At 63.5% G+C, this 24,625-nt stretch carries 23 protein-coding genes; 22 read left to right on the top strand and 1 reads right to left on the bottom strand.

Going from position 1 to position 24,625, the window contains the following annotated elements; all coding sequences use genetic code 11:
- Positions 1-267 precede the first annotated feature (267 nt).
- The 5 genes from VSR34_RS11560 to VSR34_RS11540 all read left to right on the top strand — a co-directional run bounded on the left by VSR34_RS11560 (position 268) and on the right by VSR34_RS11540 (position 5,130).
- Entirely contained in the window at positions 268-1,047 is a 780-nt protein-coding gene (locus VSR34_RS11560) for an ABC transporter ATP-binding protein (protein ID WP_028213245.1), read from the top strand.
- Positions 1,044-1,814, top strand: coding sequence for an ABC transporter ATP-binding protein (locus VSR34_RS11555; RefSeq protein ID WP_028213244.1), 771 nt, complete (start codon positions 1,044-1,046; stop codon positions 1,812-1,814). The genes VSR34_RS11560 and VSR34_RS11555 overlap by 4 nt, the downstream gene beginning before the upstream one ends.
- 128 nt (positions 1,815-1,942) lie before the next feature.
- The gene (locus VSR34_RS11550) at positions 1,943-3,160 is read left to right on the top strand and encodes an ABC transporter substrate-binding protein (protein WP_028213243.1); all 1,218 of its coding nucleotides are present in this window, start codon (positions 1,943-1,945) and stop codon (positions 3,158-3,160) included.
- Between the two features lie 114 nt (positions 3,161-3,274).
- A complete protein-coding gene (locus VSR34_RS11545; protein ID WP_028213242.1) occupies positions 3,275-4,159 on the top strand; it encodes a branched-chain amino acid ABC transporter permease in 885 nt (294 codons plus the stop codon).
- Positions 4,159-5,130 carry a branched-chain amino acid ABC transporter permease gene (locus VSR34_RS11540; protein ID WP_028213241.1) on the top strand — a complete coding sequence of 324 codons (972 nt, stop codon included), beginning with the start codon at positions 4,159-4,161 and terminating at the stop codon, positions 5,128-5,130. The genes VSR34_RS11545 and VSR34_RS11540 overlap by 1 nt, the downstream gene beginning before the upstream one ends.
- Before the next feature lie 628 nt (positions 5,131-5,758).
- Here the strand turns inward: VSR34_RS11540 and VSR34_RS11535 are convergent.
- Entirely contained in the window at positions 5,759-6,022 is a 264-nt protein-coding gene (locus tag VSR34_RS11535) for a hypothetical protein (RefSeq protein ID WP_028213240.1), read from the bottom strand.
- A gap of 289 nt (positions 6,023-6,311) precedes the next feature.
- On the opposite strand from VSR34_RS11535, the gene VSR34_RS11530 reads away from it, so the two are divergent.
- The 17 genes from VSR34_RS11530 to atpD all read left to right on the top strand — a co-directional run bounded on the left by VSR34_RS11530 (position 6,312) and on the right by atpD (position 24,576).
- Entirely contained in the window at positions 6,312-7,481 is a 1,170-nt protein-coding gene (locus VSR34_RS11530; protein WP_028213239.1) for an ABC transporter substrate-binding protein, read from the top strand.
- A gap of 247 nt (positions 7,482-7,728) precedes the next feature.
- Entirely contained in the window at positions 7,729-8,784 is a 1,056-nt protein-coding gene (locus VSR34_RS11525; protein WP_342962531.1) for a branched-chain amino acid ABC transporter permease, read from the top strand.
- Positions 8,785-8,788: 4 nt separating this feature from the next.
- On the top strand, positions 8,789-10,576 hold the full coding sequence (locus VSR34_RS11520) for a branched-chain amino acid ABC transporter ATP-binding protein/permease (protein ID WP_342962530.1): 1,788 nt from the start codon (positions 8,789-8,791) through the stop codon (positions 10,574-10,576).
- Positions 10,573-11,322, top strand: coding sequence for an ABC transporter ATP-binding protein (locus VSR34_RS11515; protein WP_342962529.1), 750 nt, complete (start codon positions 10,573-10,575; stop codon positions 11,320-11,322). The genes VSR34_RS11520 and VSR34_RS11515 overlap by 4 nt, the downstream gene beginning before the upstream one ends.
- Positions 11,323-11,517: 195 nt before the next feature.
- A complete protein-coding gene (gene mnmG / locus VSR34_RS11510) occupies positions 11,518-13,485 on the top strand; it encodes a tRNA uridine-5-carboxymethylaminomethyl(34) synthesis enzyme MnmG (RefSeq protein ID WP_028213235.1) in 1,968 nt (655 codons plus the stop codon).
- Positions 13,482-14,180: a 16S rRNA (guanine(527)-N(7))-methyltransferase RsmG gene (gene rsmG, locus VSR34_RS11505; protein ID WP_342962528.1), complete on the top strand. Its 699-nt coding sequence runs from the start codon at positions 13,482-13,484 to the stop codon at positions 14,178-14,180. Before mnmG ends, rsmG begins: the two co-directional genes overlap by 4 nt.
- A 98-nt stretch (positions 14,181-14,278) precedes the next feature.
- Positions 14,279-15,049 carry a ParA family protein gene (locus VSR34_RS11500; RefSeq protein WP_028213233.1) on the top strand — a complete coding sequence of 257 codons (771 nt, stop codon included), beginning with the start codon at positions 14,279-14,281 and terminating at the stop codon, positions 15,047-15,049.
- Positions 15,050-15,069: 20 nt separating this feature from the next.
- Entirely contained in the window at positions 15,070-15,957 is an 888-nt protein-coding gene (locus VSR34_RS11495; protein ID WP_028213232.1) for a ParB/RepB/Spo0J family partition protein, read from the top strand.
- An 80-nt stretch (positions 15,958-16,037) separates the two neighbouring features.
- Positions 16,038-17,144, top strand: coding sequence for an SLC13 family permease (locus VSR34_RS11490; protein ID WP_028213231.1), 1,107 nt, complete (start codon positions 16,038-16,040; stop codon positions 17,142-17,144).
- 273 nt (positions 17,145-17,417) lie between these two features.
- Positions 17,418-17,996: an ATP synthase subunit I gene (locus VSR34_RS11485; RefSeq protein WP_081716113.1), complete on the top strand. Its 579-nt coding sequence runs from the start codon at positions 17,418-17,420 to the stop codon at positions 17,994-17,996.
- A gap of 171 nt (positions 17,997-18,167) precedes the next feature.
- Positions 18,168-19,019, top strand: a complete 852-nt coding sequence (gene atpB / locus VSR34_RS11480; RefSeq protein WP_342962527.1) for a F0F1 ATP synthase subunit A — start codon at positions 18,168-18,170, stop codon at positions 19,017-19,019.
- A gap of 66 nt (positions 19,020-19,085) precedes the next feature.
- Positions 19,086-19,355 (top strand): F0F1 ATP synthase subunit C, encoded by a 270-nt coding sequence (atpE, locus tag VSR34_RS11475; RefSeq protein ID WP_028203308.1) that lies wholly within the window; start codon positions 19,086-19,088, stop codon positions 19,353-19,355.
- Positions 19,356-19,494: 139 nt separating this feature from the next.
- On the top strand, positions 19,495-19,965 hold the full coding sequence (locus VSR34_RS11470; protein ID WP_028213229.1) for a F0F1 ATP synthase subunit B: 471 nt from the start codon (positions 19,495-19,497) through the stop codon (positions 19,963-19,965).
- Between the two features lie 2 nt (positions 19,966-19,967).
- Positions 19,968-20,507, top strand: coding sequence for a F0F1 ATP synthase subunit delta (locus VSR34_RS11465; RefSeq protein ID WP_028213228.1), 540 nt, complete (start codon positions 19,968-19,970; stop codon positions 20,505-20,507).
- A gap of 68 nt (positions 20,508-20,575) precedes the next feature.
- Positions 20,576-22,117 (top strand): F0F1 ATP synthase subunit alpha, encoded by a 1,542-nt coding sequence (atpA, locus tag VSR34_RS11460; RefSeq protein WP_342962526.1) that lies wholly within the window; start codon positions 20,576-20,578, stop codon positions 22,115-22,117.
- A gap of 83 nt (positions 22,118-22,200) precedes the next feature.
- Positions 22,201-23,082: a F0F1 ATP synthase subunit gamma gene (gene atpG / locus VSR34_RS11455; protein ID WP_028213226.1), complete on the top strand. Its 882-nt coding sequence runs from the start codon at positions 22,201-22,203 to the stop codon at positions 23,080-23,082.
- A gap of 99 nt (positions 23,083-23,181) precedes the next feature.
- On the top strand, positions 23,182-24,576 hold the full coding sequence (gene atpD, locus VSR34_RS11450) for a F0F1 ATP synthase subunit beta (RefSeq protein ID WP_028213225.1): 1,395 nt from the start codon (positions 23,182-23,184) through the stop codon (positions 24,574-24,576).
- The last annotated feature ends 49 nt before the right edge of the window (positions 24,577-24,625 follow it).

Raw genomic sequence — 24,625 nt, 5'->3', positions numbered from 1 at the left:
TGTGCCGATTTTGCAGCTATCTTGTCCGTTTCTTTCGAGAATTTGCTGCGAACGTGCGTTTGTGTAGTGCGCTTTTCGTTGTGGCGCTCCCTTAAGTGCAAATCCCAATGATTGCGCTGCATCATTGGCGAGACAATATCTCGAAAGTGGACAGGCGCGCGTTGCGCGCATCGGGAGGCGCGCCGCAAACTCCGCGCCGGACCGCACCGTGCACTGTCACGCACGGACGGTCTGCAGTGTTACGCCCTATCACGCTCGGAAGGGGACATGATTCTCGGCGACACGATTCTGGAGACGCGCGGCCTCACGAAACAGTTCAAGGGCTTCACGGCCGTGAACGGCGTGAACCTGCGCGTGTGCCGCGGCTCGATCCATGCGCTGATCGGACCGAACGGCGCAGGCAAGACCACGTGCTTCAATCTGCTCACCAAGTTCCTCGTGCCGAGCGCGGGGCGCATCGTCTTCAACGGCATCGACATCACGCATGAGCGGCCCGCGCAGATCGCGCGGCGCGGCATCATCCGCTCGTTCCAGATCTCGGCCGTGTTTCCGCACCTCACGGCGCTGCAGAACGTGCGCGTGGGGCTGCAGCGCTCGCTCGGCACCGCGTACCACTTCTGGAAGAGCGAGCGCACGCTCGCCGAACTGAACGACCGCGCCATGGACCTGCTCACGCAGGTGGGGCTCACCGATTTCGCCGATGTGCCGACCGTCGAACTCGCCTACGGCCGCAAGCGCGCGCTGGAGATCGCCACGACGCTTGCGATGGAACCCGAACTGATGCTGCTCGACGAACCGACCCAGGGCATGGGCCACGAAGACGTGGACCGCGTGACGGCGCTCATCAAGAAGGTCTCGGCCGGCCGCACCATCCTCATGGTCGAGCACAACATGAACGTGATTGCCGGCATCTCCGACACCATCACCGTGCTCCAGCGCGGCGAGGTGCTCGCAGAAGGCACTTACGCGGAAGTCTCGAAGAACCCGCTCGTCGCCGAGGCCTATATGGGCAGCGCGGACGCGGCGCTGACGGGGGCGCACGCATGAACACGGTCACCGAACGCGAGACGGCCGCCGCCGCGGGTGCGGCCGGGGGCGAGAACGCGCTGGAAATCGCCGGGCTGCAGGCGTGGTACGGCGAGTCGCACATCCTGCACGGCGTGGACCTCACCGTCGGACGCGGCGAGGTCGTCACGCTGCTCGGACGCAACGGCGCGGGGCGCACGACGACACTGCGCGCCATCATGGGACTCACCGGACGGCGCACAGGGTCGATCCGCATCGGCGGGCGCGAGACCATCCAGATGCCCACCTATCGCATCGCGCATTGCGGCGTGGGCTATTGTCCCGAAGAGCGCGGTATTTTCGCGAGTCTCTCGTGCGAAGAGAACCTGCTGCTGCCGCCGCACATCGGCGCAAAGGGTGCGAAGCTCGCCGAAGGCATGTCGCTCGACGAGATTTACGCGATGTTCCCCAATCTAGCCGAGCGGCGACACAGCCAGGGCACGCGCCTCTCGGGCGGCGAGCAGCAGATGCTGGCCGTGGCACGCATCCTGCGCACCGGCGCCAACCTGCTGCTGCTCGACGAGATTTCCGAAGGCCTCGCGCCCGTGATCGTTCAGGCGCTCGCGCGCATGATCCTCACACTGAAGGCGCGCGGCTACACCGTCGTGATGGTCGAGCAGAACTTCCGCTTCGCGGCGCCGCTTGCCGACCGCTTCTATGTGATGGAGCACGGGCGCATCGTCGAGCATTTCGGCACTGCCGAGCTCGAAGCGAAGATGCCGGTGCTGCACGATCTGCTGGGCGTTTAATCCGACGTACACATTGCGCGCGACCCACGCGGTAAGGCGGGCGCGACGCGGATTGCCTTGCCTGAGCAGTTCATGGAGTGTTCCTGAATAACTACGCGATAACTACGCAACCAAAGAAGGAGACTGCAATGAAGAAAACCACGTTCGCGCGGCTCGCGGGCCTGTTTGCCGCCTCGGCAGCTGCGATGGCGTTCAGCGCGGGGGCAGCGCAGGCCGCCGACGACGCGGTGAAGATCGGCTTCATCACCGACATGTCGGGCCTCTATGCCGACGACGACGGTCCGGGCGGCCTCACGGCGATCAAGATGGCGGTTGCGGACTTCGGCGGCAAGGTGCTCGGCAAGCCGATCCAGGTCGTGTACGCGGACCACCAGAACAAGGCGGACATCGCCGCCTCGAAGGCGCGCGAATGGTTCGACCGTGACGGGCTCACCTTGCTGCTCGGCGGCACGAACTCGGCGACCGCGCTGGCGATGAACAAGGTCGCAGAAGAGAAGAAGCGCGTGTACTTCAACATGGGCGCGGGCACGGATGCGCTCACGAATGAGCAGTGCACGCCGTACACGGTTCACTATGGCTACGACACGGTGGCGCTCGCGAAGGGCACGGGTCTCGCGGTGCTCAAGCAGGGCGGCAAGACGTGGTTCTTCCTCACCGCCGACTACGCGTTCGGCAAGTCGCTCGAGAAGAACACGGCGGACGTCGTGAAGGCGAACGGCGGCCAGGTGCTCGGCGAAGTGCGCCATCCGCTTTCGGCGTCGGACTTCTCGTCGTTCCTGCTGCAGGCGCAGTCGTCGAAGGCGCAGATCCTCGGCCTCGCGAACGCGGGCGGCGATACGGTCAACGCGATCAAGGCCGCGAAGGAATTCGGCATCAACAAGACGATGAAGACGGCGGCACTGCTGATGTTCCTGCCCGACATCCACAGCCTCGGGCTCGACACGACCCAGGGCCTCGTGCTGACGACGGGCTGGTACTGGGATCAGAACGACGACACCCGCAAGTGGGCGCAGCGCTATTTCGACCAGACGAAGAAGATGCCTTCGGAACTGCAGGCGGCCGACTATTCGGCGGCGACCAACTACCTGAAGGCCGTGCAGGCCGCCGGCACGACGGACGCCGACAAGGTCATGGAGCAGCTGAAGAAGACGAAGATCAACGACTTCTATACGAAGGGCGGCTATATCCGCCAGGACGGCGTGCTGATCCACGACATGTATCTGGTCGAGGTGAAGAAGCCGTCGGAATCGAAGAAGCCGTGGGACTACTACAAGGTGGTGCAGACGATCCCGGGCGAGCAGGCGTACACGACCAAGCAGGAATCGAAGTGCGCGCTGTGGAAGTAAGCGCGCTCGCGTAACTGCGGCAGTCGCATGCCGCGTCTCGCGCCGGGTTCGCGCGCGGGGCGCGGCATGAATGCGTATTCCGTTAATGCGTTAATGCGTCAATGGGCGGCTTTCATGACGATTTTTGGCATTCCGCTTCCGGCAATGCTGAGCCAGTTGCTTCTAGGGCTCGTGAACGGCTCGTTCTACGCGATCCTGAGTCTTGGCCTCGCGGTGATCTTCGGCATGCTCAACGTGATCAACTTCGCCCACGGCGCGTTGTTCATGCTGGGCGCAATGCTGACCTGGATGGGGCTCGCGTACTTCGGTCTTCCGTACTGGGCGATGCTCGTCGTCGCCCCGTTGGTGGTGGGCGTATTCGGCGTCGTGATCGAGCGCTCCATGCTGCGCTGGCTCTACCGGCTCGATCATCTGTATGGACTCCTGCTCACTTTCGGTCTCACGCTCGTGGTGGAGGGCGTGTTCCGTTCGATCTACGGGTCGTCGGGGCTGCCCTATGACGTGCCCGACCTGCTCGCGGGCGCGACCAACCTCGGCTTCATGTATCTGCCCAACTATCGCGCGTGGGTGGTGGTGGCATCGCTCGCCGTGTGTTTCACCACATGGTTCGTGATCGAAAAGACACGTCTTGGCGCCTATTTGCGCGCGGGCACGGAGAACCCGAAGCTCGTCGAGGCGTTCGGCATCAACGTGCCGCTCATGATCACGCTCACGTACGGCCTCGGCGTCGCGCTCGCGGCGTTCGCGGGCGTGCTCGCGGCGCCCGTGATCCAGGTGTCGCCGCTCATGGGCCAGCCGATGATCATCACCGTGTTCGCCGTGGTCGTGATCGGCGGCATGGGCTCGATCATGGGCTCGATCCTCACGGGCCTGCTGCTTGGCGTGATCGAGGGCTTCACGCGCGTCTTCTGGCCCGAGGCCTCCGCAACGGTGGTGTTCGTGATCATGGCGATCGTGCTGCTGATTCGCCCCGCTGGCCTCTTCGGCAAGGAACGATGATGCAAAGAAAAGCGCTTTATGGTTTGTTGCTGATCGGGCTGATCGCCGCGCCGTTCATTGGCGCCTATCCGCTCTTCGTCATGAAGGTGCTGTGCTTCGCGCTGTTTGCCGCCGCCTTCAATCTGCTGATCGGCTATACGGGCCTGCTCTCGTTTGGCCACGCGATGTTCCTTGCGAGCGCGGGCTATACGGCGGGGTTTGCGATCCAGTCGCTCGGGTTCACGCCCGAGCTGGGCGTGATCGCGGGCACGGCGGTGGCTACGGTTCTCGGGCTCGTCGTGGGGCTCTTCGCGATCCGTCGGCAGGGCATCTACTTCTCGATGGTCACGCTCGCGCTCGCGCAGATGGTCTACTTCGTGTTTCTCCAGGCGCCGTTCACGCATGGTGAAGACGGCCTCCAGGGCGTGCCGCGCGGCAAGCTCTTCGGCTTGCTCGGGCTCAATTCGGATCTCGCGCTCTACTACGTCGTGCTCGTGGTGATGGTGCTCGCGTTCATGCTGATCGTGCGCATCGTGCATTCGCCGTTCGGGCAGGTGCTCATTGCGATCAAGGAGAACGAGCCGCGGGCGGTTTCGCTCGGCTATGACACCGATCGCTTCAAGCTGCTCGCCTTCGTGCTTTCGGCGGGGCTCGCGGGCCTTGCCGGCGCGCTCAAGGTGCTGGTGCTCGGCTTCGAAACGCTCGGCGACGCGTACTGGACCATGTCCGGCCTCGTGATCCTCATGACGCTCGTGGGCGGCATGGGAACGCTGTTCGGGCCGCTGCTCGGCGCGGCGTTGATCGTCGCGCTGGAGGACCGGCTGGGCGACATCGGCACGGCGCTCGCGCGAGGCACAGGCGTGGAGTGGTTCCGCTCGCTCGGTGAGTCCACGACGATCGTCACGGGCATTATCTTTATCGCCTGCGTGCTGGCGTTCCGGCGCGGCATCGTCGGCGAGATCGTGGCGCGCGTGCGCCCGTTGCGGGCGTGACGCTACGGCGCCGCGCCGCCTCGTGGCAGACGGTTCGCAGTGCCGGTTCGCACTGCGATAAAATGCCGGCGATTCGCATAAGCGTGCGGCGTTGCGGCATACCGGAGCGCCCCGCCGTGCGACAAACTCGTGGCAATCCGCCCCATTTCGGTGCCGCACTGCACCACTAGGGTAAATGCTAGTTGCCGGTCAAGGGGTCGAAGTTTAAAGTTGCACCTAGTTCTGATGCACCGAATTTGCAGGTGGAGAACGAGGAGACAACTGAGGCACCAAGTGCCCGGACAAAGAAGCGCTGTTGGATGAGAATCCAACAGCGCTTTTTACATTTCTGCGCGTGCTTTCGACGTCGATTCGGTTGTCTTTCCCCCGCCGTCGCGTGCCGCTCGACACGCGCTTTTCACTCTCTCATAAGCCGGCATTTCGCCTCCCGAATTACGCATAGTCGAGCCGCGAGGCATCGTTTGCCCGCTGCACAAGCGTTTGCGCGTTACGCAAAACGAGCGCCTGCTTCCTTGTGTTGTAAGCAGATAGAAAGCACTTGCCATCTGAATGCGCAGACCGCTACACTCGCCAATCACCGACCGCGCGGTCAGCGATTTCGCATTGATCTCCCGCAACGCTTATCGATTCACCCGGATTTACCCGGGGCGTAATCGGCGGCCATGCGCCACACAATGCTTTGCAAAAAACGAGTATCGAAGGAGTGCAGATGCAATTGGTTCGGCGTTGGATCGGGGCGGCGGGCGTCGCGACCGGGGTTTTGGCCACCGGGCCGGCCGCATTCGCTCGGCATTCCGCAGAGGAACACGGTCGCGCTGTTGCCGAAGGCGATGCTGGAAATCGTCGGCGGCAGGCGGCTCGCCGGCGAGTGGTCGTCGGTTGAACGCCACACGGAACACCAGAAAGGCACGCATTGCAGTGCCTTTTTTGTTGCGCTCGCAATGGCTTCGCGGGGCAGGCGGCAAGGCAGCAAGCAAGGCAGGGGCAGCAAGGAGTCGATAAAGCGGAGAGCGTCTGGCGGCTTGTGCAGCGCCGCAGGCAGGGAAAACCATGCATTACAGGCGCGGTCCCGATTACTACACTCAAGGGCCGGCACCGAATTTACGTAGATCGTAGTGATTTCGCGGTAAGCGGTGCAGGATCAACAGAGACAACACGCAGAAGGCGTTTGGAGACGCGCAATGAAAACGAAGAAGTGGGTTTTGAGGTCGATGAGTGCCGGACTCGCAGCGGCACTGATGGGTACGGCAGGTCTTGCCGCCGCCCAGGTGAAAATCGGCGTGACGCTCTCGGCAACGGGGCCGGCGGCGTCGCTCGGCATTCCCGAGAAGAACACCATCGCGCTGCTGCCCAAGGAGATCGCGGGCAAGAGCGTGCAGTACATCGTGCTCGACGACGCCTCGGACACGAGCAAGGCCGTGCAGAACACGCACAAGCTGATCGACGAAGACCACGTGGACGCCATCATCGGCTCCTCGGTCACGCCGAACTCGCTCGCGATGCTCGACGTCGTCATGCAGGGCAAGACGCCGATGATCTCGCTCGCCGCCTCGGCCGCGATCGTCAGTCCAATGGACGCCAAGCGTCAATGGGCCTTCAAGACGCCGCAGAACGACAGCCTGATGGCCGATGCGCTCGCGGGCTACATGGAGAAGCAGGGCGTGAAGACGGTGGGCTTCATCGGCTTCACCGACGCGTATGGCGACAGCTGGTACAAGGAGTTCGGCAACGCGGCCGCGAAGCACAACCTCAAGATCGCGGCGAGCGAGCGCTATAACCGCACCGATTCTTCGGTGACGGGCCAGGTGCTCAAGCTCATGTCGGCGAACCCCGATGCCATCCTGATCGCCGGGTCGGGCACGCCCGCCGCGTTGCCGGCGACAACGCTCAAGGAGCGCGGCTACAAGGGCAAGATCTATCAGACCCACGGCGTCGCGAACAACGACTTCCTGCGCGTTTGCGGCAAGGACTGCGAAGGCGAACTGCTGCCCGCCGGGCCGATCCTCGTGGCCGACCAGCTGCCCGATTCGAACCCCGTGAAGAAGTCGGCGTTGGCCTACAAGGCAGCCTATGAGAAGGCCTACGGCGTTGGCACGGTGGCGACCTTCGGCGGTCATGCATGGGATGCCGCCCAGTTGCTCCAGCACGCGATTCCGGTCGCGCTGAAGGCGGGCCAGCCCGGCACCGAGGCGTTCCGTGTGGCGCTGCGCGCCGCGCTCGAAAACTCGCAGGACGTGGCCGGCGCGCATGGCATCTTCAACATGAGCGCGACGGATCATGCGGGCCTCGACCAGCGCGGGCGCGTGATCGTCGAGATCGTCAACAACAAGTGGAAGCTGCAGAGCGAGTGACGCGCGAGGCACGGGAGAGCGCGGCGCGCTTTCCCGTGAAATACACGCACGTACCGCAGCGTCATTCTGGCCACTGAAAATCATGTCCGGTGTGCGGCTTCAGCGCGGCGCACCGGCTTCTCACACGCGAAGCCCAGGCTGGCGTTCGCCGGTTCTTCCCGCATTGCCGTATTTCGACGTCGCTGTTTTTCCGCGCTGTTTTTCCGGATTCTTTGCGGGCTCCATAAGGTTTCAGGAAGAGGGGAGTATGGATTTATCGATCGCCACGATCCTCGCGCAGGACGGCATCACTACCGGTGCGATCTATGCGCTGCTTGCGCTCGCCCTGGTGCTGGTGTTCTCCGTCACGCGGGTGATCTTCATTCCGCAGGGCGAATTCGTTTCTTATGGCGCGCTCACGCTCGCCGCGCTGCAAGCGCAGAAGTTTCCGGCCACCTGCTGGCTGCTCGTCGCGCTCGGCGCGGGGTGCTTCGTGGTCGAGACGGTCGCACTCGTGCGCCACGCCGAGCGGCGCCGCCACGCGGCGCGCACGCTCGTCACGCTCGCGGGCACGTATCTGCTCTTTCCCATCGCGCTCTACGCGATCACGCGCGGTGTAGCGAGCCAGCCGTTGCCGCTGCTCATACAGATTGCGCTCACGCTCGCGATCGTAGTGCCGATGGGGCCGTTCATCTATCGCCTCGCGTATGAGCCCATCGCCGAGGCGACCACGCTGCTGCTGCTGATCGTCTCCGTGGCCGTGCATTTCGCGATGGTGGGCCTCGGGCTTGTGATGTTCGGTGCGGAAGGCTCGCGCACCAACGCGTTCTCCGACGCCGCGCTCAACATCGGCAGCCTGTCGATCTCGGGCCAGAGCCTCTGGGTGATCGGCACGGCCGCCGTGCTGATCGTCGCGCTGTATCTCTATTTCGATCGCACGATTTCGGGCAAGGCGCTGCGCGCGACCTCGGTGAACCGGCTTGGCGCGCGGCTCGTCGGCATCGGCACCACGCAGGCCGGGCGCCTCGCGTTCACGCTGGCCGCGGGCCTCGGCGCGCTGTGCGGCATTCTCGTTTCGCCGCTCACCACCATCTACTACGACTCGGGCTTCCTGATTGGCCTCAAGGGCTTCGTAGGCGCCATTATCGGCGGCCTGGTGAGCTATCCGCTGGCTGCGGCAGGTTCCGTGTTCGTGGGACTGCTGGAGTCGTACTCGTCGTTCTGGGCGAGCTCTTACAAGGAAGTGATCGTGTTCACGCTGATCATCCCCGTGCTGCTCTGGCGTTCGCTCTCGACGCCGCACGCCGAAGAGGAAGAGGAGTGATGCGATGAAACGATTCGTCATGCACAACCGCTTCTTCTGGCTGTTCCTCGTGGTGATGTTCGCGCTGCCGGTGCTGCCGCACCCGCTGCGCGTCCCCGAGTACTGGATCACGCTGCTCAATTACATCGGCCTCTATTCGATCGTCGCGATCGGCCTCGTGCTGCTCACCGGCATCGGCGGGATGACGAGCTTCGGGCAGGCCGCGTTCGTCGGGCTCGGCGCCTATGCGACCGCGTATCTGACGACGCAGTACGGCGTCTCGCCATGGCTTGCACTGATCGTCGGCGTCGTGATCACGGGGCTCGTGGCGCTCGTCCTCGGGCTCGTCACGATGCGTCTGTCGGGCCACTTCCTGCCACTCGGCACGATCGCCTGGGGCCTCGCGCTGTTCTTCCTGTTCGGCAACCTCGACATGCTCGGCAAGTACGACGGCATCAACGGCATTCCCGTGCTGAACGTGCTGGGTATCGATCTGGTGTCGGGCCGCCACATCTATTACCTGATCTGGGTCGTGGTCCTCGCCTCGGTGGTGTCCGTTCAGAATCTGCTTAATAGTCGCATGGGCCGGGCGATTCGCGCGCTGCGCGGCGGCGGCATGATGGCCGAGGCAATGGGCGTGAACACCGGCTGGATGCGCGTGGTGATCTTCGTCTATGCAGCCGTCCTCGCGGCCGTTTCGGGCTTCCTGTACGCGCATTTGCAGCGTGCGGTGAACCCGACGCCGTTCGGTCTGAATCACGGCATCGAGTACCTGTTCATGGCCGTGGTGGGCGGCGTGGCGCACGTCTGGGGTGCGGTGCTGGGCGCAGCCATCCTCACCGTGCTGCAGGACTGGCTGCAGACGCTGCTGCCGAAGCTGCTCGGCGAGAACGGCAACTTCGAGATCATCGTGTTCGGCGTCCTCATGGTGCTGCTGCTGCAATACGCGCGGCGCGGCGTCTGGCCGTTCGTGGCACGCTTCTTCCCGCGCGGCCCGCGGGCGCATGTGCCCGAGCACGCCGAGGTTTTGCCGCAGCGCAGCAAGCCGGCCGCGGGCGAAATGCTCCTCACGGTGAACAAGGCGCGCAAGCAGTTCGGCGGCCTCGTGGCCGTGAACGACGTGAGCTTCGAGGTGAAGGCCGGCCAGATCATCGGCCTGATCGGGCCCAACGGCGCGGGCAAGTCGACGACTTTCAACCTCGTCACCGGCGTGCTTCAGCCGACCAGCGGCGAGATCACGTTCCGCGGCGAGCGCATCGACCGGCTCACTTCACGTGAAATCGTCGCGCGCGGGATTGGCCGCACGTTCCAGCACGTCAAGTTGTTGCCGACGATGACCGTGCTCGAGAACGTGGCCATCGGCGCGCATCTGCGGGGCCATGCGGGCGTGCTGCGCAGCGTCGCGAAGCTCAACGCGGCAGAGGAAGGGCGGCTGATGAAAGAGGCGGCAGCCCAGATTCGCCGCGTTGGGCTCGAGCAGCATATGTATGACGAAGCGGGCAGCCTCGCGCTCGGCCAGCAACGGATCCTCGAAATTGCACGCGCGCTTTGCTGCGATCCGACGTTGCTGCTGCTCGACGAGCCTGCGGCCGGCCTGCGTTACCAGGAAAAGCAACAGTTGGCGGCATTGCTGCGCAAACTACGGGAAGAGGGGATGAGTGTGCTGCTGGTCGAACACGACATGGATTTCGTGATGAATCTCACCGATCGGCTGGTGGTGATGGAATTCGGCACGCGCATCGCCGAAGGGTTGCCGGAAGCGGTGCAGAAGGACCCGGCGGTGCTGGAAGCGTATCTGGGCGGGGTGGAATGATGACGGCTCCCGTACTGGAAGTATCCGGACTCGCGGTTCGCTACGGCAAGATCGAGGCGCTCCACAAAGCGGCGATCAAGGTAGGCGCGGGGCAGATTGTCTCGGTGATCGGCCCGAACGGCGCGGGCAAGTCCACGCTCCTCAACGCCATCATGGGTGCGCTGCCCCAGACCGGGTACGCGAGCGGCCGCATCGCTTATATGGGCGAAGAGATCGGCGCGCTGCCCATCGAGCGGCGCGTGGCCCGCGGCATGTGTCTGGTGCCGGAAAAGCGCGAACTCTTCGCCTCGATGACGGTGGAGGACAACCTCGTGCTCGGCGCCTACCGCCGCAAACGCGCCGGTGAGCGTAATTTTCTCGATCAGCTCGATCCGGTGTTCGCGCTGTTTCCGCGCTTGAAGGAACGCCGCGCGCAGGCGGCTGGCACGCTCTCGGGCGGTGAACGCCAGATGCTCGCTGTCGGCCGCGCATTGATGGGCAAGCCCGATCTGTTGATGCTGGACGAACCGAGCCTCGGTCTCGCACCGCTGATCGTGAAGGAAATCTTCCACATCATCAGTGCGCTGCGGCAGACGGGGGTTGCCACGCTCCTCATCGAGCAGAACGCGCGCGCCGCGCTGCAGATCTCCGACTACGGATACGTGCTCGAGACCGGCGACCTCGCGCTTGAGGGCTCGGCGGACGCGTTGGCACATAACCCGCGCGTGATCGAAACCTATCTCGGCCTCGCGAAGAAACCGGTCTGACTTCGTCTATGGCTGTAGAAATGGGCGGCGTGTTTCACGTGAAACACGCCGCTTTTCTTTTCGGGGAGGGGCTGACCGGGACGGAACATTATTCGGGTGTGAACGGCCTAAAACCCGAAACCGTTATAATTCGTGGATACCACTTTTTCTGAGAAGGCTCGCGCGGTCATATCCGTCCATGCGTGAGGTTCCCCCATGCTTTTTCCCACAGAGTTTGACGTAATCGTCGTCGGCGGCGGTCACGCCGGTACCGAGGCTGCACTTGCCGCCGCCCGCATGGGCGTAAAGACGCTCTTGCTCACGCATAACATCGAAACGCTCGGCCAGATGAGCTGCAATCCGTCGATCGGCGGCATTGGCAAGGGCCATCTGGTCAAGGAAGTCGATGCGCTCGGCGGCGCCATGGCTGCGGCGACGGACGAGGGCGGGATTCAGTTCCGCATCCTCAATTCGTCCAAGGGGCCAGCGGTCCGGGCGACACGCGCGCAGGCAGACCGTATTCTCTATAAGGCGGCGATCCGCCGGCGTCTCGAAAATCAGCCCAATCTCTGGCTGTTCCAGCAGGCCGTGGAAGACCTGATGGTCGAAGGCGACCGCGTGGTCGGCGCGGTGACGCAGGTCGGCATTCGCTTCCGCGGCCGTGCGGTGGTGCTGACGGCGGGAACCTTCCTCGACGGCAAGATCCACGTGGGCCTGAACAACTACACAGGCGGCCGCGCGGGCGATCCCGCTGCGGTGACCCTGTCGTCGCGCCTGAAGGAGCTGAAGCTGCCGCAGGGGCGCCTCAAGACGGGTACGCCGCCGCGCATCGACGGCCGGACGATCGACTTCTCGGTGCTCGAAGAACAGCCCGGCGATCTCGATCCCGTGCCGGTATTCTCGTTCCTCGGCCGCGCGGATCAGCATCCGCGCCAGATTCCGTGCTGGGTCACGCACACGAACGAGCGCACGCACGACATCATCCGTGGCGGCCTCGACCGCTCGCCCATGTACACGGGCGTGATCGAAGGGGTGGGGCCGCGCTATTGCCCGTCGATCGAAGACAAGATTCACCGCTTCGCCTCGAAGGAATCGCATCAGATCTTCCTCGAACCGGAAGGCCTGACGACGAACGAGTTCTACCCGAACGGCATCTCGACGAGCCTGCCGTTCGACGTGCAGCTGGAACTGGTGCATTCGATGCGCGGCCTCGAGCACGCGCACATCCTGCGGCCCGGCTACGCGATCGAATACGACTATTTCGATCCGCGCGGACTCAAGGCTTCGCTCGAAACCAAGGCCATCAACGGCTTGTTCTTTGCGGGCCAGATCAATGGCACGACGGGCTATGAGGAAGCCGCTGCGCAAGGTCTGCTCGCAGGTATGAACGCGGGCCTGCAAGTGCAGGGCAAGGACGCCTGGTGCCCGCGTCGCGATCAGGCTTACCTTGGCGTGCTCGTCGACGATCTGGTCACGCGCGGTGTCTCCGAGCCTTACCGCATGTTCACGAGCCGCGCTGAATACCGCTTGAGCCTCCGCGAAGACAACGCGGATATGCGCCTCACGGAGATCGGTCGCGAGCTCGGCGTTATCGACGATGTCCGCTGGGACGCGTTCTGCCGCAAGCGCGACGCTGTTTCACGTGAAACAGAGCGCCTGAAATCGACGTGGGTGAACCCGAAGACGCTTTCGTCTGAGGAAGCGACCGCGTTGCTCGGCAAGTCGATCGACCGCGAATACAATCTGGCGGATCTGCTGCGCCGTCCCGGCGTGAGCTACGACGGCGTCTGTGGCCTACGCGCGGGCGCCTGCGCACCGGAAACCCCGCTTGCCGACGACGAGATTCTGCTTGCCCAGATCAAGGAGCAGATCGAAATCGGCATCAAATATCAGGGCTACATCGACCGTCAAGCGGACGAAATCGAGCGCAATGGCGCGCAGGAAAATACGCGCCTGCCGGAAGGCATCGACTACGCGGAAGTGCGCGGCCTCTCTTTTGAGGCGCGCCAGAAGCTGAACCAGTTCCGTCCCGAGACCATCGGTCAGGCGTCGCGCATTTCAGGCATCACGCCCGCCGCGATCTCACTGCTGATGGTGCACCTCAAGCGTGGCTTGGGCCGCCGTCGCCAGAGCACGGGGGCCGCTGACGACGCAGGCACCGACACGACGCCGGTGGCGCAATGACGGGCCGCGCAAGGCAACCCGGCATCGCGGACCGCGAAGCACTCGCATGCCTGCTGAAAGAGGGCGCTGAGGCGCTGGGCGTGGAGCTGACCGAGCGCCAGCACGAACAGCTGCTCGATTACGTCGCGCTGCTCGCGAAGTGGAACGCCGTGTATAACCTCACGGCGATCCGCGACCCGCGCCAGATGCTGATCCAGCATATTCTCGATTCGCTTTCGATCGTGCCGCATCTGCCGGCGCGCGCCGACGCGACCGTGCTCGACGTCGGCTCGGGCGGCGGTCTGCCCGGCATCGTGCTCGCGATCGTGCGGCCGGGCTGGCAGGTCACGCTCAACGATATCGTGCAGAAGAAGTCCGCGTTCCAGGCGCAGGCGAAGGCTCAGCTCGGTCTCACGAACCTCTCGGTGGTCACCGGTCGCGTCGAATCGCTACGTCCTGGCGTCGAGGTGCCGAAAAAATTTGACATGATCGTCTCTCGGGCATTCGCGGATCTCGCCGATTTCGTTACACTGGCCCGTCATCTCGTTGCGGACGGCGGCGCGATCTGGGCCATGAAGGGTGTGCGTCCGGAAGGTGAGATCGAGCGCTTGCCCGGCGGCACGAAAGTGTTGAACACCATCCGCTTGAGCGTGCCGATGCTCGATGCGGAGCGCCATCTGATCGAGGTGTCGGTTGAACCGGTTGCCGCAGCCTGAGCCGGCCACGGCGATGGCCAGTCGACCGGATGGCGGGCCCGGCGATCGAGCTGTAATGTAAGCAAACTTCTCAAGGTAGTAAAAGGGACACCCAAAAGATGGCAAAAATCTTCTGCGTTGCGAACCAGAAGGGCGGCGTCGGCAAGACGACGACAACGGTCAATCTCGCCGCGAGCCTCGCATCGCAGGGACAGCGTGTCCTTCTCATCGACCTCGATCCGCAGGGCAACGCCACGATGGGCAGCGGCATCGACAAGGCCGCGTGCGAGAACACGGTCTACGAGGTGCTCGTCGATGGGGTAGCGGTGAACGCTGCGCGTACGCGGCCGGAGCAGGTCGGCTACGACGTCGTGCCCGCCAACCGCGAGCTCGCGGGCGCCGAAGTCGAGCTGGTCCCGGTCGAGCAGCGCGAGCGGCGGTTGAAGACCGCGCTCGCCGAAGTCGACGCCGAGTACGATTTCGTGCTGATCGATTGCCCGCCGGCGTTGTCGCTGCTCACGCTCAACGGTTTGTGCGCGGCGCATGGCGTGGTGATTCCGATGCAGTGCGAATATTTCGCGCTGGAAGGGCTGTCCGATCTCGTCAATACGATCAAGCAGGTCCACGCGAACATGAATCGCGACCTCAAGGTGATTGGTCTTCTGCGCGTGATGTTCGATCCGCGCATCACGCTGCAACAGCAGGTTTCCGAGCAGTTGAAGGAACACTTCGGCGACAAGGTCTTCGACGCCGTGATCCCGCGCAACGTCCGCCTCGCCGAGGCGCCGAGCTACGGCTTGCCGGGCGTGGTGTTCGATCGCGCCTCGCGCGGCGCACAGGCCTATGTGCAGTTCGGCGCGGAAATGATCGAGCGCGTACGCGCACTCTGAAGAGAGACTGGGGAAGCACGATGAACGCAGTAGCACGGAAGAAGGGGCTGGGCCGAGGGCTGGAAGCATTGCTCGGCGGCAGCGCGGACATCACCGAGGCGGTGAAGATCGACGGCGCGCCCAACACGCTGCCGCTCACGCAGATGCAGGCGGGCAAGTACCAGCCGCGCACGCGCATGGACGAGGGCGCGCTTCAGGAACTGGCCGCGAGCATCCGCGCGCAAGGCCTGATGCAGCCCATTCTCGTGCGTCCGGTTGCGACGGGGCGCTACGAGATCATTGCGGGCGAGCGACGCTTCCGTGCGGCGCATATCGCCGGGCTGACCGAAGTGCCCGTGCTCGTGAAGGACGTGCCCGATCAGGCGGCCGCGGCGATGGCGCTGATCGAGAACATCCAGCGCGAGGACCTGAATCCGCTGGAAGAGGCGCAGGGCATCCAGCGCCTGCTCGACGAGTTCAATTTCACGCACGAGCAGGCGGCGGAGTCGGTGGGACGTTCGCGCAGCGCCGTCTCGAATCTGCTGCGTCTGCTCAATCTCGCGACGCCGGTGCAGACCATGCTGCTCGCGGGCGACCTCGACATGGGTCACGCGCGCGCGCTCCTCGCCGTGGATGCCGCGACGCAAATCACGCTCGCGAACCAGGTGGTCAACAAGCGGATGTCGGTGCGGGAAACGGAGAAGCTCGTCTCGGCGACGACCAAGGCCACGCCCGCAGTGAAGGCGAAGGCGGCGCACGACGGTGGCCGCGATACGCGCCGCCTCGAAGAAGAGCTTTCGGACCTGCTCGCCGCCTCGGTGAGGATCAAGCTTGGCCGCCGGGGGCGAGGGCAGCTCACGGTCGATTTCGGCGATCTCGACGCGCTCGACGGCATCCTGCTACGACTGCGCGGCGAAACGGCGGCATGACGCGCGCTTCGGCAAACGCGCACCTCGGCGTATAAACGGTGAGCGAATCACAGCGGGGCGCACGGCGGCCCTGGAACCAGCTGCGCCGTCTCGGCGCGATCGCCGCGTCCGAGCCGGTGCTCGCGATCCTCGTCGTCGCGTTCGTGGCGCTGCAGGTTCTCGCGCCGCGGCCTATCGCCACACTGCCTGCGCTGGTCGACTGGCAAACGGTGATGACCCTCGCCGGGCTGCTCATCCTGACCAAGGCCATCGAATATTCAGGACTGCTGACGTGGCTCGCACACAAGCTCGTCCACCATATTCACTCCGAGCGCGGGCTCGCGTTGCTGCTCGTCGGGCTGGCCGCAGCACTATCGATGATCGTGACCAATGACGTCGCGCTTTTTGTCGTGGTGCCGCTCGTGCTTTCGCTCCACAAGCTCGCGCCATTGCCGCTCAAGCGCCTCGTGATCGTCATCGCGATTGCCGTGAACGCCGGTTCGGTGCTAACGCCGATCGGCAACCCGCAGAATCTGTTTCTGTGGCAGGTGAGCGGCGTGTCGTTCGCGCGCTTCATCATCGAACTCGCACCCCTGTGCGCGTTTCTGATGACAATGCTCATCCTGCTGGCCGCATTTCTATTCAAGGCCACACCGCTGGATTTTTCGAAAGACAGCGCGCCGCAGCGTGTCGATGGCGCACTGGCGACTGTCGCGGCCGTCCTGTTCGTCGCATTCGTGCTGCTCGCCGATGCGCACCACGCAGGCGTCGCGCTGGCCGCGGTCGGCGCGGGATTCGTGATCTGGCGCATACGGATCGTGCTCAAGATCGACTGGCTGCTGTTGCTGATCTTCGTGCTGATGTTCATCGTTCTGCGCAGCGTTGCCGCGTTGCCCACGATTCATGACGCGTTGACCGCGCTCTCGCTGCAGACGCCCATGCGTGCTTTTGCCGCAGGGGCCCTGCTGTCCCAGGTCATCAGCAACGTGCCGGCCGCCATCGTCCTGGCGGGTTTCACGCACGACTGGCGCGCGCTCGCGTTCGGCGTGAGCGTGGGGGGCTTTGGTTTCGCCATCGGCTCGCTCGCGAATCTGATTGCCGTGCGTTTGTCCGGCGAACGGGGCGTTTGGCTGCCGTTTCACCTGATCGCGGTGCCGTTCTGGATCGCGGCCTTCCTGGGCGGCGCGTTGCTGTTGCGTCTGCTCTGACGCCAGCGCTTCCCGGATCGCCGGCTGCGCGACGTCCGGCCGCCATTTGCCTGGTTGTCCTGATGACTGTTCGCTCCCTTACAGTTACCGGTCGCATCTTTGCGGCCCCGCGTTTTCCGCATCATGAAGTCGCGTTTCACGGGGTTTATTGAACGGCCTAAAGTCTTGAATTGCCTGCAACTATCGCTTACAATCGCCCCGATTTATTTGGTTGGCGATGCTGTAGGCACGCTGTAATAAAGCGCGCGCACGGCGAATATCCGGAATAAGGCGATGGTGGGTCAGAGGCCAGGCAAAGCGCCAGAGGCGCATGAAGGGCTCGATGTTCCACCGGGTGCAGTCGGAGCATCCGGCCGGGGGCGGGATGCAGCGGCTAGTTCCGCGCGCATCGATCACAACGCGCGCTGGGATGAACTGGACGCCAGCCAGCAAGATAACAACGACATCGTTCCGCTCACCCGTGGCGAAGCCGAGCAGCTCTTCGGCGCACAGGTGAGTCGCCCATCGCGCGTCACGCCGTTTCGCGTCGTGGCGGCGCAAGTGGTTTTGTCCCTGGTTGCAACGCTGGTGTGGTGGCTGTTTTATAAGCAGCCTGCCGATGCTGCGCTGTCTGCGTTCCTCGGCGGAGCGATCTGCTGGTTCCCCGGTGCACTGTTCGCAGCGCGCCTGAAGCAGTTGAGCCAAGCCGGCACCGTGTTTAACTGGATGCTCGGTGAAGCATTCAAGATGGGGGCGACGATTGCGATGTTCGTCGCCATCGCGTTCTGGTATCGCGACGTGCAGTGGATTCCTTTGCTCGTCACCTACCTGATCGCACTGAAGACATACTGGATCGCGCTCGCGTGGCGCTGACCCGCCCACATCGCGCCGCCTGAACTCAAGGCGTCGAGGCGATGCAGGTGGAAGTCGGCTGGCCGATGCGAAGCAGATAAGACACGATCCACGGCGGCGCGTTCCCGCAATACAGAATTGCGGCGGGAGCGGCCGAAAACGTTTTTCGACAATTTGGGTGGCTTTAACAATATGGCAGCTAGCGAAGGCACGAGCGCTCCGGGTCCGTCCGAGTACATTGCTCACCACTTGCAGAACTTTGCGACCTCGCACCAGACGTCGATCGTCGACTTCAGCGTCTGGAACCTCGACACGTTGTTCTGGTCGATTTTTTGCGGTGTCGTGACCCTACTCATCCTGCGTCTGGCTGCGCGCAAGGCGACCCCGGGCGTGCCGGGCCGCTTCCAGTGCGCCATCGAAATGCTGGTCGAAATGGTCGAGGACCAGTCCAAGTCCATCGTCCACGGCAATCGCACTTTCATTGCACCGCTCGCGCTGACCGTGTTCATCTGGGTCGGCCTCATGAACTCCCTCGACTTCATCCCCGTCGACCTGCCGGGCCGCGTGATCGGGTGGCTCGGCCTGTCCGAAGTGCTGCCGCATCATCGCATCGTCCCGACGGCGGACCTCAACGGCACGTTCGGCATCGCGCTCGGCGTGTTCGTGCTGATGATCTACTACAACCTCAAGATCAAGGGTCCCGGCGGCTTCGCACACGAACTGCTCTCGGCCCCGTTCGGCGCGCATCCGCTGCTGTGGATCCCGAACCTTGCACTGAACATCATCGAGTTCGTCGCCAAGACGGTTTCGCTCGCCCTGCGGTTGTTCGGCAACATGTATGCAGGCGAACTGCTGTTCCTGCTGATCGCGCTGCTGGGCGGTCTGTGGAGCTTCGGCGCGGACACGACGGTGCTTGGCTTCATCGGCCACGTGATTGCGGGCAGCGTCTGGGCGATCTTCCACATCCTGATCGTTCTGCTGCAGGCGTTCATTTTCATGATGCTGACGCTGGTGTACATCGGCCAGGCACACGACAAGCACTAAGTGCGCGTCGAACCAGATTTGCAGTTTTAAATCCCCAGTTCCAAAAAATCTCACAAAGGAGTGATCATGCAAGCTTTCATCGCCAACATCCAGGGTTTCACGGCCATCGGTATCGGCATCATCATCGGCCTGGGTGCAATCGGCGCCTGTATCGGTATCGGCCTGATGGGCGGCAAGTACATCGAAGCCTGCGCACGTCAGCCTGAACTGATGAACCCGCTGCAGACGAAGATGTTCCTGCTGGCTGGTCTGATCGATGCAGCGTTCCTGATCGGCGTGGGTGTTGCAATGCTGTTCGCGTTCGCTAACCCGCTGCTCTCGAAGCTCGCGGGCTAAGTTCCCTGGAAGGTTGCGCCTGACCTATAACGGGTAGTGGGCGCATGGCGGAACGGGAGACGAGGCGCTGATCGAGTTCACAACCGATGAGCGCCTTGCCGTTTCAATTCCCCGGAATAGCAACGATTAAGGAAACACCGTGAATCTCAACGCAACCCTGTTTGCGCAAATGGTCGTGTTCCTGATCCTCGCGTGGTTCACGATGAAGTTCGTGTGGCCGCCGTTGATCAACGCCCTCGACGAGCGCTCGAAGAAGATCGCAGACGGCCTCGCCGCTGCGGAAAAGGGCAAGGCGGAACTCGAAGCGGCGCACAAGCGCGTCGGCGAAGAGCTCGCTACCGCCCGTAACGAGGGTCAAAGCCGTATCGCCGACGCTGAAAAGCGCGCGCTGGCCGTCGCAGAAGAAATCAAGGCCCAGGCACACGCCGAAGCGGCACGCATCATCGCTCAAGCGAAGGCCGACGCTGACCAGCAGGTCGTGAAGGCACGCGAAGCCCTGCGCGCCGAAGTCGCGGCCCTCGCTGTGCAAGGCGCCGAGCAGATCCTGAAGCGCGAAGTCGATCAGTCGGCCCACGCCGAACTGCTGAATCAACTGAAAGCCGAGCTCTGATCATGGCCGAACTTGCAACCATCGCCCGCCCGTACGCAGAAGCATTGTTTGGCGTGGCCGAAGCTGGTGACACCGCCGCCTGGTCCACGCTCGTCGCGGAGCTGGCACAGGTTGCGGCCTTGCCCGAGGTGCAGTCGGTCGCGACGAGCCCGAAGGTGAGTCAGCCCCAGGTCGCCGAGCTGCTGCTCGCGGCGGTGAAGTCGCCGGTCAAGGAGTCGGCCGAGGCCAAAAACCTCGTGCGGATGCTGATCGAAAATCACCGCCTGGCACTGCTGCCGGAAATCCAGTCGCAGTTCGAAGCGCTCAAGAACGCCAAAGCAGGGGCCGCAGACGCGATTATCGTCAGCGCGTTCCCGCTGGAAGGCGCGCAGTTGAACGATCTCGTCGCCAGCCTCGAACGCAGGTTCAAATGCAAGCTGAACCCGGCCGTCGAAATCGACAAGTCGCTCATCGGCGGCGTGCGCGTCACGGTCGGCGACGAAGTGCTCGATACCTCGGTCCGCGCGCGGCTCGCCAGCATGCAGGCGGCGCTTACAGCCTGAGCGCCTGAGCGCCCCGACCAAGGGCGCGGCGGCTGGCACGCAACAGAATTGAACATCAGGAGCGAATAATGCAACTCAATCCCTCTGAGATCAGCGAGCTGATCAAGAGCCGGATCCAGGGCCTTGAAGCGAGCGCAGACGTTCGCAATCAAGGTACCGTGATCTCCGTGACCGACGGTATCGTGCGTATCCACGGCCTGTCGGACGTGATGCAGGGCGAAATGCTCGAATTCCCGGGCAACACCTTCGGTCTCGCGCTGAACCTCGAGCGTGACTCGGTCGGCGCCGTGATTCTGGGCGAGTACGAGCACATCTCGGAAGGCGACATCGTCAAGACGACGGGCCGCATTCTCGACGTGCCGGTCGGCCCGGAACTGATCGGCCGCGTGGTCGATCCGCTCGGCAACCCGATCGACGGCAAGGGCCCGGTCAACGCGAAGATGACCGACGCGATCGAAAAGATCGCTCCGGGCGTGATCTGGCGTGAAGGCGTTTCGCAGCCGGTGCAAACGGGTCTGAAGTCGATCGACTCGATGGTGCCGATCGGCCGTGGCCAGCGCGAGCTGATCATCGGCGACCGTCAGTGCGGCAAGACCGCGGTGGCCGTCGACACGATCATCAACCAGAAGGGCAAGGACCTCATCTGTATCTACGTCGCCATCGGCCAGAAGGCTTCGTCGATCCAGAACGTGCTGCGCAAGCTCGAAGAAACGGGCGCGATCGAGTACACGATCGTCGTTGCCGCTTCGGCTTCGGAATCGGCCGCGCTGCAGTACCTCGCGCCGTACGCCGGTTGCACGATGGGCGAATACTTCCGCGACCGCGGTCAAGACGCCCTCATCATCTATGACGACTTGACCAAGCAAGCCTGGGCATACCGTCAGATCTCGCTGCTGCTGCGCCGTCCGCCGGGCCGTGAAGCTTACCCCGGCGACGTGTTCTATCTGCACTCGCGTCTGCTCGAGCGCGCCGCGCGCGTGTCGGCCGACTACGTCGAGAAGTTCACGAACGGCGAAGTGAAGGGCAAGACCGGTTCGCTCACCGCACTGCCGATCATCGAAACGCAAGCCGGCGACGTGACCGCGTTCGTTCCGACGAACGTGATCTCGATTACCGACGGCCAGATCTTCCTGGAAACCGACCTCTTCAACGCAGGCATCCGCCCGGCAATCAACGCCGGCGTTTCGGTGTCGCGCGTGGGTGGCGCGGCACAGACCAAGGTCGTGAAGAAGCTGTCGGGCGGTATCCGTACCGACCTCGCGCAGTACCGTGAACTGGCTGCATTCGCCCAGTTCGCATCGGACCTCGACGAAGCGACCCGCAAGCAGCTCGAGCGCGGCCGCCGCGTGACGGAACTGCTCAAGCAGCCGCAGTATCAGCCGCTGCAGGTGTGGGAACTGGCTGTTGCGCTGTTCGCGGCGAACAACGGCTATCTCGACGACATCGACGTGAAGGACGTCCTGCCGTTCGAAAAGGGCCTGCGCGAATACCTGAAGTCGAAGCACGCCGACCTGATCGGGCGCATCGAGGACAAGAAGGACCTGGCGAAGGACGACGAGAACGCGCTGCATGCGGCTCTCAAGGACTTCAAGAAGTCCGGCGCATATTGATCCGTCCGGGAATCAACCACGATAAACGGACTGGGCCCGAGTCGGCGCTTTCGCGCTAGCTCGGGCCGACAAAGGAGCAAGCTATGGCTGGAATGAAGGAAATTCGCGGCAAGATCAAGAGCGTGCAAAACACGCGCAAGATCACCAAGGCGATGGAAATGGTCGCGGCGTCGAAAATGCGCCGTGCCCAGGAGCGCATGCGCGCCGCCCGCCCGTATGCCGACAAGGTCCGCGACATCGCTGCGCACATGAGCCGTGCGAACCCCGAGTATCGTCATCCGTTCATGACGGAAAACAACGATTCGAAGGTCGCCGGCGTGATTCTCGTCACGACCGACAAGGGTCTGTGCGGCGGGATGAACACCAACGTGCTGCGCGCGACGCTGCAGAAGTTCAAGGATCTCGAAGCCTCCGGCAAGTCGATCGAAGCAACCGCGATCGGCAGCAAGGGCCTCGGTTTCCTGAACCGACTGCGCGCGAAGGTCGTTTCGAACGTCGTGCAACTCGGCGACACGCCGCACCTCGAAAAACTGATCGGCGCCGTGAAGGTGCAGCTCGACCAGTACGCGGAAGGCAAGCTCTCCGCCGTGTACCTCGCGTACACGCGCTTCGTCAACACGATGAAGCAGGAGCCGGTGATCGAGCAGTTGCTGCCGCTGTCTGCCGAGCGCCTCGAAGCGAATGACGACGGCACGACGCCGAAGTCGGCGTGGGACTACATCTACGAGCCGGACGCGCAAACCGTCGTGGACGAACTGCTGGTGCGCTATGTCGAAGCCCTGGTCTATCAGGCCGTGGCGGAAAACATGGCATCGGAGCAGTCGGCCCGCATGGTGGCGATGAAGGCGGCGTCGGACAACGCGAAGACGGTCATCAACGAGCTGCAGCTCTCGTACAACAAGAGCCGCCAGGCCGCGATTACGAAGGAACTTTCGGAAATCGTCGGCGGCGCAGCCGCTGTTTGATCGAGCGACAAGCGCGAACCGATTGCGAAACCGCGTCGGTGCCGCGCCGGTGCCGAACCGGTGGGCGAGTGAAGAATTCAGGTATCTAAAGGAAAATCGATGAGTACAACTGCTTTGGTAGAAGGCAAGATCGTACAGTGCATCGGCGCGGTGATCGACGTGGAATTCCCGCGCGAGACCATGCCGAAGATCTACGACGCGCTGATTCTCGAAGGGTCGGACCTGACCCTGGAAGTGCAGCAACAGCTGGGCGACGGCGTTGTCCGCACCATCTGTCTGGGTGCTTCCGACGGCCTGCGCCGCGGCACCGTGGTCAAGAACACGGGCAACCCCATCAGCGTGCCGGTCGGCAAGCCGACGCTCGGCCGCATCATGGACGTGCTGGGCCGCCCGATCGACGAAGCAGGCCCGATCGTCAGCGAAACGACGCGTGCGATCCACCAGAAGGCTCCGGCGTTCGACGAGCTGTCGCCTTCGGCGGAACTGCTCGAAACCGGCATCAAGGTTATCGATCTGATCTGCCCGTTCGCGAAGGGCGGCAAGGTCGGTCTGTTCGGCGGTGCTGGCGTGGGCAAGACCGTCAACATGATGGAGCTCATCAACAACATCGCGAAGGAGCACGGCGGTTTCTCCGTGTTCGCGGGCGTGGGCGAGCGTACCCGTGAGGGCAACGACTTCTACCACGAAATGAAGGACTCGAACGTTCTCGACAAGGTCGCGCTGGTGTACGGCCAGATGAACGAGCCGCCGGGCAACCGTCTGCGCGTCGCGCTGACGGGTCTCACGATGGCCGAGCACTTCCGTGACGAAGGCCTCGACGTGCTGTTCTTCGTCGACAACATCTATCGTTTCACGCTGGCTGGCACGGAAGTCTCGGCACTGCTCGGCCGTATGCCTTCGGCAGTGGGCTATCAGCCGACGCTGGCCGAAGAAATGGGCAAGCTGCAAGAGCGCATCACGTCGACCAAGAAGGGCTCGATTACGTCGGTTCAGGCCGTGTACGTCCCTGCGGACGACCTGACCGACCCGTCGCCGGCTACGACCTTCGGCCACCTGGACGCAACCGTCGTGCTGTCGCGTGACATCGCCTCGCTGGGTATCTACCCGGCAGTCGACCCGCTCGACTCGACCTCGCGCCAGATCGACCCGAACGTGATCGGCGAAGAGCACTACTCGATCACGCGCGGCGTGCAGCAAACGCTCCAGCGCTACAAGGAACTGCGCGACATCATCGCGATTCTGGGCATGGACGAACTGTCGCCGGAAGACAAGCTGACGGTGGCACGTGCGCGCAAGATCCAGCGTTTCCTGTCGCAGCCGTTCCACGTCGCGGAAGTCTTCACGGGCTCGCCGGGCAAGTACGTGCCGCTGAAGGAAACGATCCGCGGCTTCAAGATGATCGTTGGCGGCGAGTGCGATCACCTGCCGGAGCAGGCGTTCTACATGGTCGGCACGATCGACGAAGCCTTCGAAAAGGCCAAGAAGATCCAGTAAGGATCACGTTGCCGGCAACAAGGCGGGTAGCGCCTGGCGCATGCCCGCC

The organism is Paraburkholderia sp. JHI2823, assembly GCF_038900695.1.
GTDB classification, from domain to species: Bacteria; Pseudomonadota; Gammaproteobacteria; order Burkholderiales; family Burkholderiaceae; genus Paraburkholderia; species Paraburkholderia mimosarum.
The sequence above is the reverse complement of the archived record's forward strand: the minus strand, read 5'-3'. Positions and strand labels throughout refer to the sequence as shown.